Raw genomic sequence first — 18,305 nt, 5'->3', positions numbered from 1 at the left:
TGCGTCAGAGGAAGGGGGCGAGAATCTGCGGCATGCCGGTGGCTGCGGCCAGCTGGCCGATGACGAAGCGATCCAGCAGATTGATCACGATGAAGGCGAAGATCGGCGACAGATCCAGGCCACCCAGACTCGGCAGGATGCGGCGGAAGGGGGCCAGCAGCGGCTCGCAGATCTGATTGACCAGCTCGGCGGCGGGGTTGTGGGTCTGGGGCGCGACCCAGGAGAGGATGACGCTGACGATCAGGGCGAAGAAGAACACCTTGAGGAACAGCGAAGCCACGCCCAGCAGGGCCCAGATCAGCAAGGCGGGGAACAGACCGCCGATGCTGGCGCCGAGCAGCACCACCACGACCATCATCAGCGCCAGCTGGACCAGGATCGCCAGTACCAGGGCCGCCAGATCGACGCCGCCGAAGCCGGGAATGATGCGCCGCACGGGCTTGAGCAGCGGCTGGGTGGCGCGCACGGTGAATTGCGACAGCGGATTGTAGAAGTCGGCCCGCACCAGCTGCAGGATGAAACGCAGCAGGATGATCAGCAGATAGAGACTGCCGAGGGTCTGGATGACGTAGACGAGGGCTTGCGCGAAAGCGGACATGGATACTCCTTATCGATCCGGCAACTGGGCCAGTTCCGCAGCCCGGTCGGCCGCGGCGGTGAGGGCTTCTTCCACCAGGTCCGCGAAGGCCCCGGCTTGGAAGGTTTCGATGGCGCGTTCGGTGGTGCCCTTGGGGGACATCACCGAACGACGCAATTGTTCGGGGCTGCGGTCGCCCTGACAGGCCATGGCGGCGGCGCCGCGGGCGGTGTGCAGGGTCAGCTGTTCGGCCACCGCGGCCGGCAGGCCGAGCTTGGTGCCGGCCTGAGTCATGGCTTCCATCAGCAGGAAGAAATAAGCCGGGCCACTGCCGGAGACGGCGGTGACCGCGTCCAGCTGCTGTTCTTCCTCGACCCAGAGGGCCAGGCCGACCGCGGCGAGGATCTCCTGGGCGCGGGCGCGCTGTTCGGCGGTGACCTGGTCGTTGGCGAACAGGCCGCTGGCACCCAGGCGCAGCTGCGAAGGCACGTTGGGCATGCAGCGCACCAGCGCGCGCTGGCCCAGCCAGCGTGTCAGGCTGGCGCAGGTGATGCCGGCGGCGACCGAGACGATCAGCTGGTCCGGGCGCAGATGGGGAGCCAACTCCTGGCAGACCTCGCCCATCACCTGGGGCTTCACGCCCAGGACCACCACATCGGCGTCGGCGAGCACGGCGCTGTTGCTGGCCTCGACGCGGATGCCGTGCTCCCGGGCCAGCGCCTCGCGCTTGGCCGGGTTGCGATTGCTGGCGCTGAGCTGCCGGGCCGGCACGCCCTGGGCGAGCAGGCCGCCGATGATGGCGCCGGCCATGTTGCCAGCGCCGATGAAGGCGATGCGGGTGTCGTTCATCGAGACTTCCTAGGTTGAAGAGGCGACGCCGTAGTCGCGGGCGCCGAAGAGGGCGGTACCGACGCGGACCCAGGTGGCGCCCTCGGCGATGGCGGCTTCCAGATCCTGGCTCATGCCCATGGACAGGGTGTCCAGGTTCAGGTTCAGCGTCTCGCTCATGGTGCGCAGCCGGGCAAAGGCGGCGCGCTGGCTGGCCGGGTCGTCGGTGGCTTCGGGAATGGCCATCAGGCCACGCAAACGCAGGTTGGGCAACTGGCTCACCGCGGTGGCCAACGCTGGGAGTTCGTCGGGGTGGCAGCCGGACTTGCTGGCTTCGCCGCTGACGTTGACCTGCAGGCAGATGTTCAGCGGCCCACGCTCGGGCGGGCGCTGTTCGGCCAGGCGCTGGGCGATCTTCAGGCGATCCACCGAATGCACCCAGTCGAAGTGGCTGGCGATGGCGCGGGTCTTGTTGGACTGGATGGGACCGATGAAATGCCACACCAGTGGCAGGTCGGCCAGCGCCGGCTGCTTGTCCAGCGCCTCCTGCAGGTAGTTCTCGCCAAAGTCGCGCAAGCCGGCGGCGGCGGCCTCGCGCAAGGCGGCGGCGGGCTTGGTCTTGCTCACCGCCAGGAGGCCGACAGTCGCGGGATCGCGGCCTGCCGTCCGGCTGGCGGCGGCGATGCGTTCGAGTACGGTTGCGCTATTCTCGGCTATCGTGGACATTCAGCCCCTGCTTGCGTCGGCGCATCCGGCAGGCCTCGGCGTACCGGATGAGTGAGTGGCGGTGACCAAGTCAGACCGCCAGTGCTGCGCGGCATTCTACCTGCTTGCTCGACATCTGGGAGTCCCATGGATATCACCGAATTGCTGGCCTTTTCCGCGCGGCAAGGCGCCTCCGACCTGCACCTGTCCGCCGGCCTGCCGCCGATGATCCGCGTCGACGGCGACGTGCGCCGCATCAACCTGCCGGCCTTCGAGCACAAGCAGGTGCACGCGCTGATCTACGACATCATGAACGACAAGCAGCGCAAGGACTTCGAGGAATTCCTGGAGACCGACTTCTCCTTCGAGGTGCCGGGCGTGGCGCGCTTCCGGGTCAACGCCTTCAACCAGAATCGCGGCGCCGGCGCGGTGTTCCGGACCATCCCTTCCAAGGTGCTGAGCATGGAAGAGCTGGGCATGGGCGAGGTGTTCAAGAAGATCACCGACGTCCCGCGCGGCCTGGTGCTGGTGACCGGGCCGACCGGTTCGGGCAAGTCCACCACCCTCGCGGCCATGCTCGACTACCTCAACAACACCAAGTACCACCACATCCTCACCATCGAGGATCCCATCGAATTCGTCCACGAATCCAAGAAGTGCCTGGTCAACCAGCGTGAGGTGCACCGCGACACCCTGGGCTTTTCCGAGGCCCTGCGCTCGGCGCTGCGCGAGGACCCGGACATCATCCTGGTCGGCGAGCTGCGCGACCTGGAGACCATCCGCCTGGCGCTGACCGCGGCCGAGACCGGGCACCTGGTGTTCGGCACCCTGCACACCACCTCGGCGGCCAAGACCATCGATCGGGTGGTGGACGTCTTTCCGGCGGAAGAGAAGTCCATGGTGCGTTCCATGCTGTCCGAATCCCTGCAGGCGGTGGTCTCCCAGACCCTGCTCAAGAAGGTCGGTGGCGGCCGGGTGGCGGCCCACGAAATCATGATCGGTACCCCGGCCATCCGTAACCTGATCCGCGAGGACAAGGTGGCGCAGATGTATTCCTCGATCCAGACCGGTGGCGGCCTGGGCATGCAGACCCTGGACATGTGCCTCAAGGCGCTGCTGGCCAAGGGGCTGATCAGCCGCGACGCGGCCCGCGAGAAGGCCAAGACGCCGGAGAACTTCTGATGGATTTCGACAGGTTCCTGCAGCTGATGGTGGACAAGGGGGCGTCCGACCTCTTCATCACCACCGGCGTGCCCCCTTCGATGAAGATCAACGGGCGCATGACGCCGGTCACCAAGGATTCGCTCACGCCGGATCAGTGCCGAGCCATCGTGCTGGGGGTGATGAACGACGAGCAGCGGCAGGAATTCCAGCAGAAGCGCGAGTGCAACTTCGCCATCAGCGCCCGCGGCATCGGTCGCTTCCGGGTCAGCGCCTTCTACCAGCGCAACCTGGTGGGCATGGTGCTGCGCCGCATCGAGGTCAACATTCCCACGGTCGAGCAGCTGCGCCTGCCGGAGATCATCAAGAAGCTGGCCATGACCAAGCGCGGGCTGGTGATCTTCGTCGGCGCCACCGGCACCGGCAAGTCCACCTCGCTGGCGGCCATGATCGGCCATCGCAACAGGAACTCGGCGGGGCACATCATCTCCATCGAGGATCCCATCGAGTACATCCACCAGCACCAGGGGTGCATCGTCACCCAGCGCGAGGTGGGCATCGACACCGAATCCTTCGAGGTGGCCCTGAAGAACACCCTGCGCCAGGCGCCGGACGTCATCATGATCGGCGAGATCCGCAGCCGGGACACCATGGAGCACGCCCTGGCCTTCGCCGAGACCGGTCACCTGTGCCTGGCCACCCTGCACGCCAACAACGCCAACCAGGCGCTGGATCGCATCATCCATTTCTTTCCGGCCGATCGGCACAGCCAGACCTGGATGGACCTGTCGCTCAATCTCAAGGGCATCGTCGCCCAGCAACTGGTGCCCACCACCGATGGCCAGGGCCGTCGTGCCGTGATCGAGGTGCTGCTCAACACCCCGCTGGCCGCCGACCTGATCCGCAAGGGCGAGGTGCACGAACTCAAGGCGCTGATGAAGAAATCCGGCGAACTGGGCATGCAGACCTTCGACCAGTCGCTCTATGGTCTCTATCGCGACGGCGAGATCAGCTACGAAGCGGCCTTGGCCCACGCCGATTCCGCCAACGACCTGCGGCTGATGATCAAGCTGGGGTCGGAAACGGACGCCGATCACCTCAATCAGCTCACCCGCAACCTCTCGGTGGACATGGGCGACGATCCGCCCAAGCGCTTCCGCTAGCCTTCGTCTTCGTTCTCGGCGGCCAGGGTCCTGGCCTCGCGCAGAGCGGCGACCAGCGCCTGGCGTGCCTGCTCCTGCTGCTCGGCGTCCGGGGTGCGCAGGATGTAAGAGGGGTGATAGGTGGCAATGATCCAGCGCTCGTCCAGCCGCAGTGGTCGGCCCATGAATTGCGCCAGGCCCCGTGGCTTGCGTTTGAGCAAGGCTTCCAGGGCGGTCGAGCCCAGGGCCACCACCACGGTCGGCTGGATGTCGCGCAGTTCCTGCTCTAGCCAGTAGCGGCAGGGCGCGATCTCCGGTCCCGGGGTGACGTGCTTGCGTCGCCTGCCCTGGGGAATCCATTTGAAGTGCTTGACCGCATTGGTCAGGAACACCTCGCTGCGCGCGAGGCCCGCCTCGGCCAGCGCCGCCATCAGCACCTGCCCGGCCGGTCCGACGAAGGGGCGACCCGCCAGGTCTTCCTGATCGCCGGGCTGCTCGCCCAAGAGCAGAATGCGGGCGGTGCGCGGGCCTTCGCCGGCCACCGGCTGGGTAGCCTTTTCCCACAACTCGCAGCGGCGGCACTCGTCGAGGGTGGTGGGCAGCGGGCGTTCCGGCTGGGCGCGTTCGGCGGCGATCAATACCTCGCGACCGCCCTGGCGACCCACCGCCTCGGCCTGGGCTAGGCGCTGGGCACCGGCTCGCGCCTCGCTGAGCAGCGCCGGGATCAGCGGCCCTTCCGGCAGGTCCTTCCAGAAGCGCGCCGGCATGTTACCCCTCAGGGTGCGTGGATTGGCCCGCGCCGGATTGAAGGTGCTGCGGTAATAGGCGCGCCAGAGTTCGTCGCCGGCGTTGCGGTCATCGTCTTCCGGCGTCTGCCGCGCCAGTTGCTGCAGCTCGGCGGGGCAGGGCTCCACCAGTTGCAGCGCCTGGCCATCCCAGAGCGCGGCGGCCTCGGGGGTCGCGATCAGCCAGCTGCTGTTGCCCATGCGGTCGCAGAAATGCGGCGCCGCCAGGGCCAGGACGTCATGGGCCGGCTGGTGCCAGGCCACCCAGGCCGGCGGCCCCGCGCTCTCCGCACGCGGTCGAAAGCGCAGGAAGGCGTGCACATGGTGGATCTCGCGGCGAATCGCCTTGACCCGACGCTGCAATTCGCTGCCGTCTTCGTCACCGGCCAGCATCGCCGCACGTTCGCCCCGGGCGACCCGCCAGAGCACCTGGTAGAGCAGCGCCCAGCGATCATCGCTGCGAAAGCAGGCGGCATAGGTCAGGGCTTCGGCCAGTTGCGGCGGGATACGTATGGCGCCGCTGGGCGGCGGCGGCGTGGCCTCGGCCGGTTCGTCGAACAGATCGCCCAGGCCGCGACTCTCCTGCCAGCTCACCTGGGCCGGGGCGATACCCGCCTGGAGCAACCGGCGCGCCTCCTTGCGCCAGCCGGCGAAGGTGCCGTCGAAGTCGACTCTCTGCATCTAGAGCAGGGCGAGCTGGGCGGGCGGTTCGGCGAGTTGCCGGCGCAGGTCGAGGGATTCCGCCAGGCGCGGCTGCGGTCGGTAGTCCTGGGTGATGATGAAGGGCCGTGCCTTCTCGACGCTGCATTTCAGGCGGATCAGGTCGGCGTAGCGGATGCGCCGCTCGCGCCTGAGCTCCACCAGCCGCTTGGCCGAGAGCACACCGATGCCGGGCACCCGGGCGATGAGTGCCTGGTCGGCGCGGTTGAGATCCAGCGGAAAAATGGCGCGATTGTGCAGCGCCCAGGCCAGCTTGGGATCTACGTCCAGCGGCAACTGGCCATCTTCGGTGGGCAGCTCTTCCGCCTGGAAGCCGTAGCCGCGCATGAGGAAGTCGGCCTGGTACAGCCGGTGCTCGCGCAGCAGCGGCGGCGGTTGCAGCGGCACCGTACCCGGGCTTTCCGGGATGGGGCTGAAGGCCGAATAGTAGACGCGCTTGAGGCGATAGGCGCCATACAGGGTCTGGGCGGTATCGAGGATGGTGCGGTCGTCGGTGGCATCGGCGCCCACGATCATCTGGGTGCTCTGGCCAGCTGGCGCGAAACGCGGCGCCTTGGCTTCGGCCTCGGCTTCCTCCAGCCCCAGGCGAATGTTGCCCATGGTCTTGCGGATGCTGCTGCCGTTCTTTTCCGGCGCCAGCTTGATCAGGCTGCTCTCGGTGGGCAGTTCGATGTTCACCGACAGGCGATCGGCATAGAGACCGGCCTGGGCGATGATCTCGGGATCGGCGTCGGGAATGGTCTTGAGGTGGATATAGCCGCGGAACTGGTGCTGTTCGCGCAGCAGCTGGGCCACCCGAGTCATCTGCTCCATGGTGTAGTTGGAGGAGCGGATGATGCCGGAGCTGAGAAACAGCCCGCTGATGACGTTGCGCCGGTAGAAGTCGAGGGTCAGCTGCACCACTTCCTCGGGCGTGAAGCGCGCCCGCGGCACATTGCTGCTGCGGCGATTGACGCAATACTGGCAGTCGTACTGGCAGAAATTGGTCAGCAGCACCTTGAGCAGCGCCACGCAGCGCCCATCCGGGGTGAAGCTGTGACAGATGCCCATGCCATCGGTCGAGCCCAGGCCGTCCTTGCCCTTCGAGCTGCGTTTGGGCGCACCGCTGCTGGCGCAGGATACGTCGTACTTGGCGGCATCGGCGAGAATGATCAGCTTGTCGGCGAGCTCCATCGAGATCTCCTGGACTGTGATTGCATACAGTATCCAGGAAGCGGAGCGTCGTTCAATGGCTTTGCGCCGGGCGGCGCCGAGTGGAGCGACACTCCGCCGGGCGGTAGTGCCCGGCGAAGCGAGGGGGAGGGATCAGGACTTGCGGGTACGCTTGGTACGCGGCTTGTCCGCGACGGACGTGGTTTCCGCTGCCAGGGTGGTGGGCTGTTGCAGCACCCGCTTGGCCGAGGCGAACCTCTTGGTCCAGTAGGGCTTGCTCAGGTGATCGACGCGAACGCTTTCGCCGCTACGCGGGGCATGGACGAAACGATCGTTGCCCAGATAGATGGCGACGTGATCGATGCCGCTGCGCTGACCGGTCTTGAAGAACACCAGGTCACCGGCCTTGAGATCGCCACGGGCGACCTTGGGGCCCTTGAGCTGGGACAGCTCACGGGAGGTACGCGGCAGCTTGACGTTGTGTACGTCGCGATAGACGTAGTTCACCAGGCCGCTGCAATCCAGGCCGTTCTGCGGATTGGTCCCGCCGTAGCGATAGGGCGTACCGACCAGGTCCATGGCGCGGGTCGCGACCTGGGCGCCGACGTTGCGGGTGGCAGCCTGGGCGGTGGCCTGCTTACGGTGCAGGGCGCTGGTGGCGCGGGCGGCGTGCTTGGCGCGGGCGGCGGAGGCTGCCTGGGTAGGGTCCACCTTCGCGACGCGGCGAGCGGCGGCCTTGGGCGCGGGAGCAGCGGAGGCGTGCCGGGCGGCGGTCTTGGGAGCTGAAGCGGCGGTGACATGCCGGGCTGCGACCTTGTGGACCGGAGCGGCAGTGCGCGCTGCAGAGTTCTCTTTCGCTTGTACTGCCGCGGGCAGCACAAGACAGGCGGAGAGCCATGTCAGAAGAAATAAACGCATTGTCGTAGGGGTGTCTGAAGATCGAAGCGAGGGATTCTATACCAACCCTGTGGATATTTTGTGCACCTCTCATCAAGAAATTATGTAATTTTTAGCGGAAAGTGGGGTCCCTAGAGCGCCAACCAGTGAGACTCCCTGGGCATTCATCCAGTTTTCGACATAAAGTCACGGTGAATGTAAGGGTGTCGGTAAGGTGGGTCTTTTCCTTCAGTCGCGAGGTCGTAGGCATGCAGTATCAGGACACCCACAGCAAGGTCATGGGCTATCTGCTGTGGATCTTCGGTTTTCTCGGCGCTCATCGCTTCTACTATGGCAAACCGGTCACCGGCACCCTCTGGTTCTGCACCCTGGGTCTGCTGGGCATCGGCTGGCTGATCGATCTGTTCCTGATCCCGGCCATGGATCGCGAGGCGGATCTGCGTTTCCAGTCCGGTTCGATCAACTACAGTCTGGGCTGGATCCTGCTGACCTTTCTCGGCATCTTTGGCGTCCATCGCCTCTATCTGGGCAAGTGGATCACCGCCATCCTCTATTTCTTTACCGCGGGTTTCTTCCTGCTGGGCGTGCTCTACGACTTCTGGACGCTCAACTCGCAGATCTCCGAAGAGAATCGCCGGCGGCTGGTGCGCTAATCCAGCTAAGAGACAGAGAAAAGGGGCTCCGCGGAGCCCCTTTTCTATTCAGGCGCCTCTATTCAGGCGCCGCGCTGGTAGGTCGCGCGTCCCCCTACCAGGGTGCGTTCGATGCGGCCGGGCAGGGTGAGGCCTTGGAAGGGGCAGTTGCGGCCACGCGACAGCCAGGGCGTGGCGGCCTGGGCGGTCGGCTGCTGGGCGAACAGCACCAGGTCCGCCGGCAGGCCCTTGGCCAGGCGGCCCGCCGCGAGGCGCAGCGCCTGGGCTGGACCGCTGGTCAGGCGTGCCAGCAGGGTCGGCAGATCCAGCAGGCCGTCTTCCACCAGGGTCAGGGCCAGCGGCAGCAGCAATTCGACACTGCTGATGCCCGGCTCGGTGGCGGCGAAGGGCGCCAGCTTGGCGTCCGCCTCGTGGGGCTGGTGATGGCTGGAGATGGCGCCGATCACCCCATCACGTACCCCGGCTCTCAGGGCGTCGCGGTCCCGCGCGGTGCGCAGCGGCGGCTTGACGTGATAGAGACTGGAAAAGCCCTGCAGGGCCTCGTCGGTGAGCAGCAGCTGGTAGAGCGCCACATCGGCGGTCACCGGCAGGCCGCGGGCCTGGGCGGCGGCGATCATCTCCACCGCGCGGGCGCTGGTCAGCTGGCCGAAATGGGCACGCACGCCGCTCTGTTCCACCAGCAGCAGGTCGCGAGACAGGGCGATGGTCTCCGCGGTCTCCGGGATGCCGGTGAGACCCAGGAAGCTGGCGGTGGGGCCTTCATGGGCGAGGCCGCCATGGGCTAGGTCGGCGTCCAGAGCGGTAAAGACCACGGTGAGGTCGAAGGTGGCGGCATATTCCAGCGCTCGCCGCTGCACCCGCAGATTCTCGAAGGGCTGCAGGCCGTTGGTGAAAGCCACGCAACCGGCGTCGCGCAAGGCCATCAGTTCGGCCAGCTGCTCGCCGCCCAGGCCCTTGGTCAGGGCGCCGATGGGATGGACGCGGGCGTGATCGGCGGTGCGCGCCCGGTCGAGGATGAGTTCGGCCACCGCGGTGGTGTCCAGCACCGGGCGGGTGGTGGGCGGGCAGCACAGGCTGGTGACGCCCCCGGCCGCGGCGGCGCGGGTCTCGCTGTCGACATTACCCTTGCGGGTCAGGCCCGGTTCGCACAGGGCGACATCCAGGTCGACCAGACCAGGCGCCAGGGTCAGGCCGCTGGCGTCCAGCTGCTCGTCGGCCTGGAAGCCCTGGGGCGCTTCGCCCAGGGCCAGGATGCGACCCTGGTCGACATGGACGTCGCTGACCTGGTCGAGGCCGGTGGCCGGGTCGATCACCCGGGCATTGCGGATGCTCAGGCTCACTGCGCATTCTCCTGTAGCTGACGCTGGGCGGTCTGCCCGCTCATGGTCATCGACAGCACCGCCATGCGGACCGCGATGCCGTAGGTGACCTGGTTGAGGATGACCGACTGCTCGCCGTCGGCGACCGCTGATTCGATCTCCACGCCGCGGTTGATCGGTCCCGGGTGCATGACGATGGCGTCGGGCTTGGCGCGGGCTAGGCGCTGGCGGGTCAGACCGAACAGCCGGTAGTACTCGCCTTCGCTGGGCAAGAGGCCACCCTGCATGCGTTCGCGTTGCAGGCGCAGCATGATCACCACGTCCACGCCGTCCAGACCCTCGGCCAGGTCGGTAAAGGTGCGCACGCCATAGAGTTCTTCGAGGCCGACCGGCAGCAGGGTGCGCGGCGCGACCACACGGATGTCGCGGCAGCCCAGGGTACGCAGCGCCAGCATGTCGGAGCGGGCGACCCGCGAATGCAGGATGTCGCCGACGATGGCCACCGAGAGGTTGGCGAAGTCGCCCTTGTGGCGGCGGATGGTCAGCATGTCGAGCATGCCCTGGGTGGGGTGGGCATGGCGGCCGTCGCCGCCGTTGATGATGGCTACATCCGGGCAGACGTGCTCGGCGATGAAATGGGCGGCGCCGGAGTCGGCGTGGCGCACCACGAACATGTCGGCGGCCATGGCCTCCAGGTTGCGCAGGGTGTCGAACAGCGTCTCGCCCTTGCTGGTGGAAGAGGTGGAGACGTTGAGGGTGATGACGTCCGCCGACAGCCGCTTGGCCGCCAGTTCGAAGGTGGTGCGGGTGCGGGTCGAATTCTCGAAGAAGACGTTGCACACGGTCTTGCCGCGCAGCAGCGGCACCTTCTTCACCGCCCGGGCGCCGACTTCCAGAAAGGAGTCGGCGGTATCGAGCAATTCGGTGAGGAGTTCGGCGGGCAGGTCGTCGAGCGACAGGAAGTGGCGCAATTGGCCCTGGGCGTTGAGTTGCAGCGAGCGCGTAGCGTCGGTCATGGCAGCGGATCCAGGTCAGGCGGCGGGGGCGTCGCGGTATTCGAGGGCGAGCGGCGTGGGGCCGGTCAGCTTGACGCGCTGGGTGGGGGCCAGGCTCAGGGTGGCGCCCACCACGTCGGGCTGGATCGGCAATTCGCGGGCATTGACGTCCAGCAGGCAGACCAGGGTCACACTGGCGGGACGACCATAGTCGAAGAGTTCGTTGAGCGCCGCGCGCACGGTGCGGCCGCTCATGAGCACGTCGTCCACCAGCACCAGGTGGCGCCCGTCGATCTCGAACGGCAGGGCCGAGGGCCGTACCTGGGGATGCAGGCCCTTCTGGGTGAAGTCGTCGCGGTAGAAGGAGACGTCCAGACTGCCCAGCGGGGTATCCAGGCCGAGTTCGGCCAGCAGGGCCTCGGCGACCCACAGGCCACCGGTATGGATGCCGACGAAGCCGGGATCGGTGATGCCACGGCGATCCAACGATAGGCGCAGGTCGGCGGCCAGCCGCGGCAGGAGCTCGGCGGGAGAGGGCAGGTGCATGGCTACTCCGATTGCGGGCGCGCGGCCCGTTCCAGTTGTTGGGTCAGCCAGCCTTCCAGGAGGAGGGCGGCGGCAAGGGCGTCCACCGGGCGCTCGCGATAGCCGTCGCGCTGACCGCCCTGCAGGCGCTCGCCCTTGGCGGCATAGGTGGTGAGGCGTTCGTCATGGGTATGCACGGGCAAGCCGTAGCGACCCTGCAGGCGGCGGGCGAAGCGTTCGGCGCGCTCGCTCATCTCGCTGGGGGTGCCGTCCATGTTCAGTGGCAGGCCGACCACCAGGGCGGTGGGGCGCCACTCGTCCAGCAGGCGCTGGATCTGCTGCCAGTCGGGCACGCCATTCTGCGCCTTGAGGGTGAGCAGTTCGCGGGCCTGACCGGTCACGGCCTGGCCGACCGCGACACCGATCTGCCGGGTGCCGTAGTCGAAGCCCAGGTAGAGGCCACTGGGTGCGCTCATGCGTGGCCCGCCTGGCGCGAGAGCAGGCGCAGGTCGACCCCCAGCAGGGCGGCGGCCGCGCCGAGGCGCTGCTCGCTGGGCGTCTCGAACAGCAGGGCGCTGGTGGCCGGGGTGGTGAGCCAGAGATTGGCCGCCAATTCCTCTTCCAGCTGGCCGGGACCCCAGCCGCTGTAGCCCAGGGTGATCAGGTGGCGGGTCGGGCCGGTACCGTCGGAGAGGGCAAACAGCACGTCCGGCGAGGTGGTGAGGCTGAGTTCGTCCAGTTCCAGGGTGTTCTGGAACACCGGGCCGGCGTCATGCAGGACGAAGCCACGATCGGTCTGCACCGGGCCGCCGGCATAGAGCATGACCTGGGTGTCTTCCAGGGTGGCCGGGACTTCGGGCCGCAGCTGTTCGAGCAGGTCGTCCAGGTGCAGGCCGTTGGGTCGGTTGATCACCAGGCCCATGGCGCCATCCGGGCCGTGGTCGACGAGGTAGATCACCGTCTCGGCGAAATGAGGATCGTCCATCTGTGGCATGGCGATCAGGAGCTGGTGCTGTAGGGTGGTGCTGGAGGTCGGCTTCATGACCGGCAAGTTTCCCGGTTGCGCGGTCCGGCTTCAAGTCCAACGGCGTCCAGGGCTATTGACTGGACAGGCGGTCGCCACGCTCGAAGCGCCAGGTGCGGATGATCTCCAGCCGGTCGATGTCGGCCAGATCGCCGCTGAAGGGGGCGAAGGGCGCCGCCAGCCGGACGATGCGCAGCGCCGCCTGGTCCAGCACCGGGCGGCCCGAGGATTCCAGCACCTGGACCTCGTAGAGCGAGCCGTCCTTGTTGATGGCCACCAGCAGGCGCAGGCTGCCATAGAGGCGGTCACGCTTGGCCTGCTCAGGGTAGTTGAGATTGCCGATGCGCTCGATCTTGCGCCGCCATTCTTCCTTGTAGCGGGCGCCCTTGTCCTTTTGCGTCGAGGCGGCGTTGATCCGCCAGATCTTTGGCCGCTTGGCGTATTGCTGGCGCTCCTCGGCGAGCTGGGCTTCCAGGCTGGCGAGTTCGGCGGCTTGGCTGTCTGATTCGGGGCTCGGAGCGTCACGCTGTTCCCGTTCGGGCGTCTCGCGACTGGGCTCGGCCTTGGTCGGCCGCGGGGCGCGGGTGGTCACCGCCGCCTTGGGCGCCTGGGCGCGATCCGCCGCCGGCGGGCGAGCCGGAGGCGCGGCCTGGCGGATCTCGCTGTCGTGGAAGGGCGCCTGCACCGGGGTGCTCGGCGCTGCCGCCTTGTCCAGGGTGCCACTGCCCTGCTGGTTTTCCTGGGCGAGGAAATCAGCCTGCTTGGGCGCCTCGTCGCTCTTGAAGCTGGCCAGCGTCACCTCCAGGGTGCGACTGATCTGGCTGGGCTCGGGCAGCGAGAAACCGACGCCGAGGATCAGCACGACGTGCAGCAGGGTCGCGATGAGCAGCGTGAAGCCCAGGCGGTCGGCGGGACGGACCTGGGCGGCGGGGGAGGAGGCGGTGCTGGGCATTGACTGGGTCGGCAAGGGCAGAGGACGCGCGGCAGGGCTGGCGCCAGTCTGCGGATTGTGTCCGCGCTTGTCCATGCCGCTGGGGGCGGCATGGACCCTCGCCTCAGCGCGCGCGCTTCTGCGCGATCACATCCATGAGGCGCTCGGCGATGCGGGTGTCGTAGGCCGCATCGATCTCGCGGATGCAGGTCGGGCTGGTGACATTGATCTCGGTGAGGTGCTCGCCGATCACGTCCAGGCCGACGAAGAGCAGGCCGCGCTTGCGCAATTCCGGGCCCACCGTCGCGGCGATCTCGCGATCCCGCGCCGACAGCGGCTGGGCGACGCCGCGGCCACCGGCGGCCAGGTTGCCACGGGTCTCGCCCTGGGCCGGAATGCGCGCCAGGCAGTAGTCCACGGGTTCGCCGTCGATCATCAGGATGCGCTTGTCGCCATCCTTGATGCCCGGCAGGTAGCGCTGGGCGATGATCTGCTGGGTACCGTGGGCGGTGAGGGTCTCCAGGATCACCGAGAGGTTGGGATCGCCTTCCCGATGCCGGAACACCGAGCTGCCGCCCATGCCGTCCAGCGGCTTGAGGATGACGTCACCGTGGCTGCGGGCGAACTCGCGGATGATGTCGACGCGACGACTGACCAGGGTCGGCGGCGCCAGCTCGGGAAACAGGGTGGCGAAGAACTTCTCGTTGCAGTCGCGCAGGCTGGCCGGGCGGTTGACCACCAGGGTGCCGCCACGTTCGGCCTGCTCCAGCAGGTAGGTGGCATAGACGAATTCGTTGTCGAAGGGCGGGTCCTTGCGCATCAGGATCACGTCCAGCTCGCGCAGGGGCAGGTCGACGTCTTCGCCAAAGGCGAACCAGCGCTCCGGATCCTGGAACACGTCCAGCTGCCGGCCACGGCCGCGGGCCTCGCCATCGACCTGGTACAGGTCCTGCATCTCGAAATAGTGCAGGGTCCAGCCGCGCGCCTTGGCCGCCCACAGCATGGCCATGGAGCTATCCTTCTTATAGGAGATGCGTTCGATGGGATCCATGACGATCCCCAGGCGGATACTCATTGACGCTAGACCTCGGTTCTACGTGGGCAAGGCGTCAGAATAGCCCTTCGATCCCCTTCAGTGCCAATGCTTGCGCGATCGTCGTGGTGGGCGGGCCGGTGGTCCGCCACCAGGGGATCTGCGTGGTACGTCACGGTATTGTGTGCTACAAAGAGGCGCCGCCAAAGTGCCCGGATCGACATCATTCACGTTTCATCGACGATGAGCTGGTAGCTTGAACATGGAACAGTATTCGGAAGGGCTGAAGGTCATGGTGATCGACGACTCGAAGACGATTCGTCGGACCGCCGAGACCCTGCTCAAGAAAGTTGGCTGCGAGGTCATCACCGCCATCGATGGATTCGATGCGCTCGCCAAGATCGCCGATAGTCATCCCCACATCATCTTCGTGGACATCATGATGCCGCGACTGGATGGCTATCAGACCTGCGCGCTGATCAAGAACAACAGCGCCTTCCGCGCGACGCCCGTCATCATGCTGTCTTCGCGTGATGGCCTCTTCGACAAGGCCAAGGGCCGCATCGTCGGCTCTGACCAGTACCTCACCAAACCCTTCAGCAAAGAAGAGCTGATCGGTGCGATCAAGACCCACGTCCCCAGTTTCACTCCGCTCGAACAAGCGTCCTGAGTGTCCTGAGGCGGGCGATTCTATCTAGTAGGAAATTTTCATGGCTCGAATTCTGATCGTCGACGACTCTCCCACCGAGATGTACAAGCTCACCGCCATGCTGGAAAAGCATGGGCATCAGGTGCTCAAGGCCGAGAACGGTGCCGATGGCGTCGCCCTGGCCCGTCAGGAGAAGCCGGATGCGGTCCTGATGGACATCGTCATGCCCGGCCTCAACGGCTTCCAGGCCACCCGGCAGCTGACCAAGGATGCCGAGACCAGCCACATTCCGGTGGTCATCGTCACCACCAAGGACCAGGAAACCGACAAGGTCTGGGGCAAGCGCCAGGGCGCCAAGGACTATCTCACCAAGCCCATCGACGAAGACACCCTGCTGCGCACCCTGGCGGGTGTCCTGCAAGGCTAACGTCCGACGTCCGTTTCTCGCGGCAGCGCCCTACAGGGCAGGGAATCCTATGAGCGACGCCACCACGCCCTATGAACTCTTGCGCCTGATCGATCTGCGCTGCCGCGAGCGGGCGGCCGGTCTGCCGGCGCAACAGGAAAACCAGCGCAGCTGGAGCGGTATCGGCTTTCGTCTCGGTGAATTGCGCTTCGTGATTCCCATGGGCGAGGTCAGCGAGATCCTGCCGGAGCCGCGCTTCACCGCGCTGCCCGGCGTCAAACCCTGGCTCAAGGGCGTGGCCAACGTACGCGGTCGCCTGTTGCCGATCGCCGACCTGGGGCAATTCCTCGGCGTGAAGATCCAGGCCCTGCGCAAACAGCGGCGCATCCTGATCGTCGACCATGGCGACCTCTTCGTCGGATTGGCGGTTGACGAAGTCCTGGGTATGCAGCATTTCGACATCGAGGCCTATCGCGAGCACGCCGACAACGTGCCGTCGGGCCTGCACTTCTTTCTGGAAGGTGTCTTCCAACGCGACGTGCCCTGGCTGGTCTGCAGCCCACGCGCCTTGGTCGAGCATCCCGAATTCATGGACGTCGCGGCCTAGGTCGCCAGGCGTCCGGGCGCTGCGAGGCGGATCGGGGTCGGGATGGCAGGAGCCGTCGCCGACGGGTGGGGGTAGGGCGACGAGCATCGGCTTCAAGCGAACCGATCCGGCGTCCGACAAGGATAGAACTAAAGGAACCAAGGTCCAGGCGGGGGCCGCTGATGAACAAACTCAATACCGGGAAAATCAACGCGTGGGTCGCGGGCATGTTCGTGGTGCTGATCGTCGCGATCGTGCTGCTGTTCGCCAACTTCGCGTACCTGGGCACCCAGACCAACTACGACAACCAGTATCAGGGTCAGGCCACCGAGCTGCGGATTCTCTCGCAGCAGCTGGCCAAGAGTGCCAGTGAGGCCGCCACCGGCAAGGCCGAGGCCTTCAAGGACCTGCGCCAGGCGCGCGCCGAGTTCGAGCGGCGCCTGACCATCCTGCGCAGCGGCGATCCGCAGACCGGTCTGCCGCCCTCGCCGGCGATCCTCGGCCCGCGTCTGGATACCCTGCAATCCCAGTGGGAGACCCAGCGCAAGCAGGTCGACACCATGCTCGGCAGCGAGCAGACCGTACTGTCCCTGCACCAGCTGTCCGGCGCGCTGGCCGACACCATTCCCCAGTTGCAGGTCGAGAACGAAGAGGTCGTCGACATCCTGATCGAGCGCGGCGCGCCCGCCGGCCAGGTGGTGGTGGCCCAGCGTCAGGCACTGCTGGCTGAGCGGATCCTCGGCGCCATCAACAAGATCCTTACCGGCGACGAAGCCGCCGTCCAGGCTGCCGACAGCTTTGGCCGCGACGCCAGCCTGTTCGGCCGGGTACTCAAGGCCATGCGCGAAGGCAATGCCTCCATGGGCATCGCCAAGATCACCGACCCCGAGGCGGTCAGCCGACTCAACGAAGCCAACAAGCTGTTCGAATTCGTCTCCGGCAACGTCGACGAGATTCTCGCCACCTCGCCCGAACTGCTGCAGATCCGCTCCGCCGTGGGCCTGATCTACCAGGGCTCCCAGGCACTGCTCGGTTCCGCCTCGGAGCTGAGCGCCGGTTACGCTTCGCTGGCCCAGAGCCGCAAGATCAACACCGTGGGCAGCTATCTGCTGGTGTTCATCGCCCTTGGCGCCATCCTGTGCATCGGCTACATCCTGGTGCGCGATACCCGCCGCCGCCTGGCCGAGACCGACGAGAAGAACCAGCGCAACCAGACCGCCATTCTGCGTCTGCTGGACGAGATCGCCGACCTGGCCGACGGTGACCTGACCGTGCAGGCCACGGTGACCGAGGACTTCACCGGCGCCATCGCCGACTCCATCAACTACTCCATCGACCAGCTGCGCGAACTGGTGGAGACCATCAACCAGACCGCCGTGCAGGTGGCCGCCGCCGCCCAGGAATCCCAGGACACCGCGACGGTACTGGCCGAGGCCTCGGAGCACCAGGCCCAGGAAATCGCCGGGGCCTCCGCGGCGATCAACGAGATGGCCGTGTCCATCGATCAGGTATCCACCAACGCCTCGGAGTCCACCGCGGTGGCGGAGCGCTCCGTGGCCATCGCCAACAAGGGCAACCAGGTGGTGCACAACACCATCATCGGCATGGACAGCATCCGCGAGCAGATCCAGGACACCGCCAAGCGAATCAAGCGCCTGGGCGAATCGTCCCAGGAGATCGGTGACATCGTCGGCCTGATCAACGACATCGCCGACCAGACCAACATCCTGGCCCTGAACGCCGCCATCCAGGCCTCCATGGCCGGTGACGCCGGTCGTGGCTTCGCCGTGGTCGCCGACGAGGTCCAGCGCCTCGCCGAACGCTCCTCCGGCGCCACCAAGCAGATCGAGGCCCTGGTCAAGGCGATCCAGACCGACACCAACGAGGCGGTCATCTCCATGGAACAGACCACCTCGGAAGTGGTGCGCGGGGCCGCCCTGGCCCAGGACGCCGGTGTGGCGCTGGAAGAGATCGAGAAGGTTTCCCAGAGCCTGGCCGGACTGATCCAGAACATCTCCAACGCCGCGCGTCAGCAGTCCTCGTCCGCCAGCCACATCTCCAGCACCATGAACGTGATTCAGGAGATCACCTCGCAGACCTCGGCCGGTACCACCGCCACCGCGCGCAGCATCGGCGAGCTGGCCAAGCTGGCCAGCGAGATGCGGCGTTCGGTGTCGGGCTTCAATCTGCCGAACGAGCAGCCGCTGGGCTGAATGC

At 66.6% G+C, this 18,305-nt stretch carries 20 protein-coding genes; 7 read left to right on the top strand and 13 right to left on the bottom strand.

The genetic code is table 11. From position 1 onward, the window contains the following. Nucleotides 1–4: 4 nt before the first annotated feature. The 3 genes from C722_RS0113435 to C722_RS0113425 are packed head-to-tail and all read right to left on the bottom strand — an operon-like array spanning nucleotide 5 to nucleotide 2,131. A complete protein-coding gene (locus C722_RS0113435) occupies nucleotides 5–598 on the bottom strand; it encodes a YggT family protein (protein WP_017640989.1) in 594 nt (197 codons plus the stop codon). Between the two features lie 9 nt (nucleotides 599–607). After that, the gene (proC, locus tag C722_RS0113430) at nucleotides 608–1,426 is read right to left on the bottom strand and encodes a pyrroline-5-carboxylate reductase (RefSeq protein ID WP_017640988.1); all 819 of its coding nucleotides are present in this window, start codon (nucleotides 1,424–1,426) and stop codon (nucleotides 608–610) included. A 9-nt stretch (nucleotides 1,427–1,435) separates the two neighbouring features. After that, nucleotides 1,436–2,131, bottom strand: coding sequence for a YggS family pyridoxal phosphate-dependent enzyme (locus tag C722_RS0113425; RefSeq protein WP_017640987.1), 696 nt, complete (start codon nucleotides 2,129–2,131; stop codon nucleotides 1,436–1,438). A gap of 126 nt (nucleotides 2,132–2,257) precedes the next feature. On the opposite strand from C722_RS0113425, the gene pilT reads away from it, so the two are divergent. After that, nucleotides 2,258–3,292: a type IV pilus twitching motility protein PilT gene (gene pilT, locus C722_RS0113420; RefSeq protein WP_007161666.1), complete on the top strand. Its 1,035-nt coding sequence runs from the start codon at nucleotides 2,258–2,260 to the stop codon at nucleotides 3,290–3,292. Beyond that, on the top strand, nucleotides 3,292–4,434 hold the full coding sequence (locus tag C722_RS0113415; protein WP_017640986.1) for a PilT/PilU family type 4a pilus ATPase: 1,143 nt from the start codon (nucleotides 3,292–3,294) through the stop codon (nucleotides 4,432–4,434). The genes pilT and C722_RS0113415 overlap by 1 nt, the downstream gene beginning before the upstream one ends. Here C722_RS0113415 and C722_RS0113410 read toward each other — a convergent pair. From C722_RS0113410 to C722_RS24925, 3 genes are all read right to left on the bottom strand, one after another. Further along, nucleotides 4,431–5,879 (bottom strand): UdgX family uracil-DNA binding protein, encoded by a 1,449-nt coding sequence (locus C722_RS0113410; RefSeq protein ID WP_017640985.1) that lies wholly within the window; start codon nucleotides 5,877–5,879, stop codon nucleotides 4,431–4,433. The genes C722_RS0113415 and C722_RS0113410 overlap by 4 nt on opposite strands. Beyond that, a complete protein-coding gene (locus C722_RS0113405; RefSeq protein ID WP_017640984.1) occupies nucleotides 5,880–7,091 on the bottom strand; it encodes a putative DNA modification/repair radical SAM protein in 1,212 nt (403 codons plus the stop codon). A gap of 132 nt (nucleotides 7,092–7,223) precedes the next feature. Further along, nucleotides 7,224–7,781: a C40 family peptidase gene (locus C722_RS24925; RefSeq protein WP_017640983.1), complete on the bottom strand. Its 558-nt coding sequence runs from the start codon at nucleotides 7,779–7,781 to the stop codon at nucleotides 7,224–7,226. A gap of 434 nt (nucleotides 7,782–8,215) precedes the next feature. Here C722_RS24925 and C722_RS0113395 point away from each other — a divergent pair, with 434 nt between their 5' ends. Continuing rightward, entirely contained in the window at nucleotides 8,216–8,620 is a 405-nt protein-coding gene (locus C722_RS0113395; protein WP_017640982.1) for a TM2 domain-containing protein, read from the top strand. A gap of 62 nt (nucleotides 8,621–8,682) precedes the next feature. On the opposite strand, the gene C722_RS0113390 is transcribed toward C722_RS0113395, so the two are convergent. From C722_RS0113390 to gshB, 7 genes are all read right to left on the bottom strand, one after another. Further along, nucleotides 8,683–9,960 (bottom strand): dihydroorotase, encoded by a 1,278-nt coding sequence (locus C722_RS0113390; RefSeq protein ID WP_017640981.1) that lies wholly within the window; start codon nucleotides 9,958–9,960, stop codon nucleotides 8,683–8,685. Then, complete coding sequence (locus C722_RS0113385) at nucleotides 9,957–10,955, bottom strand: aspartate carbamoyltransferase catalytic subunit (protein WP_017640980.1); 999 nt, start codon at nucleotides 10,953–10,955, stop codon at nucleotides 9,957–9,959. The genes C722_RS0113390 and C722_RS0113385 overlap by 4 nt, the downstream gene beginning before the upstream one ends. Nucleotides 10,956–10,970: 15 nt before the next feature. Continuing rightward, complete coding sequence (gene pyrR, locus C722_RS0113380; RefSeq protein ID WP_017640979.1) at nucleotides 10,971–11,480, bottom strand: bifunctional pyr operon transcriptional regulator/uracil phosphoribosyltransferase PyrR; 510 nt, start codon at nucleotides 11,478–11,480, stop codon at nucleotides 10,971–10,973. 2 nt (nucleotides 11,481–11,482) lie between these two features. Then, entirely contained in the window at nucleotides 11,483–11,935 is a 453-nt protein-coding gene (gene ruvX / locus C722_RS0113375; RefSeq protein WP_007161675.1) for a Holliday junction resolvase RuvX, read from the bottom strand. Continuing rightward, nucleotides 11,932–12,501, bottom strand: coding sequence for a YqgE/AlgH family protein (locus C722_RS0113370; RefSeq protein WP_017640978.1), 570 nt, complete (start codon nucleotides 12,499–12,501; stop codon nucleotides 11,932–11,934). The genes ruvX and C722_RS0113370 overlap by 4 nt, the downstream gene beginning before the upstream one ends. Nucleotides 12,502–12,556: 55 nt before the next feature. Continuing rightward, entirely contained in the window at nucleotides 12,557–13,435 is an 879-nt protein-coding gene (locus tag C722_RS0113365) for an energy transducer TonB (protein ID WP_026083833.1), read from the bottom strand. Between the two features lie 103 nt (nucleotides 13,436–13,538). After that, nucleotides 13,539–14,489 (bottom strand): glutathione synthase, encoded by a 951-nt coding sequence (gshB, locus tag C722_RS0113360; protein WP_017640976.1) that lies wholly within the window; start codon nucleotides 14,487–14,489, stop codon nucleotides 13,539–13,541. 220 nt (nucleotides 14,490–14,709) lie between these two features. Here gshB and pilG point away from each other — a divergent pair, with 220 nt between their 5' ends. From pilG to C722_RS0113340, 4 genes are all read left to right on the top strand, one after another. Further along, nucleotides 14,710–15,117: a twitching motility response regulator PilG gene (gene pilG, locus C722_RS0113355; RefSeq protein ID WP_007161679.1), complete on the top strand. Its 408-nt coding sequence runs from the start codon at nucleotides 14,710–14,712 to the stop codon at nucleotides 15,115–15,117. 40 nt (nucleotides 15,118–15,157) lie between these two features. Further along, nucleotides 15,158–15,523, top strand: coding sequence for a twitching motility response regulator PilH (pilH, locus tag C722_RS0113350; protein ID WP_007161680.1), 366 nt, complete (start codon nucleotides 15,158–15,160; stop codon nucleotides 15,521–15,523). A 49-nt stretch (nucleotides 15,524–15,572) separates the two neighbouring features. Continuing rightward, on the top strand, nucleotides 15,573–16,109 hold the full coding sequence (locus C722_RS0113345) for a chemotaxis protein CheW (RefSeq protein WP_017640975.1): 537 nt from the start codon (nucleotides 15,573–15,575) through the stop codon (nucleotides 16,107–16,109). A 161-nt stretch (nucleotides 16,110–16,270) separates the two neighbouring features. Beyond that, complete coding sequence (locus tag C722_RS0113340; RefSeq protein ID WP_017640974.1) at nucleotides 16,271–18,301, top strand: methyl-accepting chemotaxis protein; 2,031 nt, start codon at nucleotides 16,271–16,273, stop codon at nucleotides 18,299–18,301. Nucleotides 18,302–18,305 lie beyond the last annotated feature (4 nt).

It is taken from the genome of Pseudomonas sp. 313 (assembly GCF_000316965.1).
Classification (GTDB): Bacteria; Pseudomonadota; Gammaproteobacteria; order Pseudomonadales; family Pseudomonadaceae; genus Chryseomonas; species Chryseomonas benzopyrenica.
Note: the sequence above shows the minus strand (reverse complement) of the source record. Positions and strands in the feature narration are given on the sequence as shown.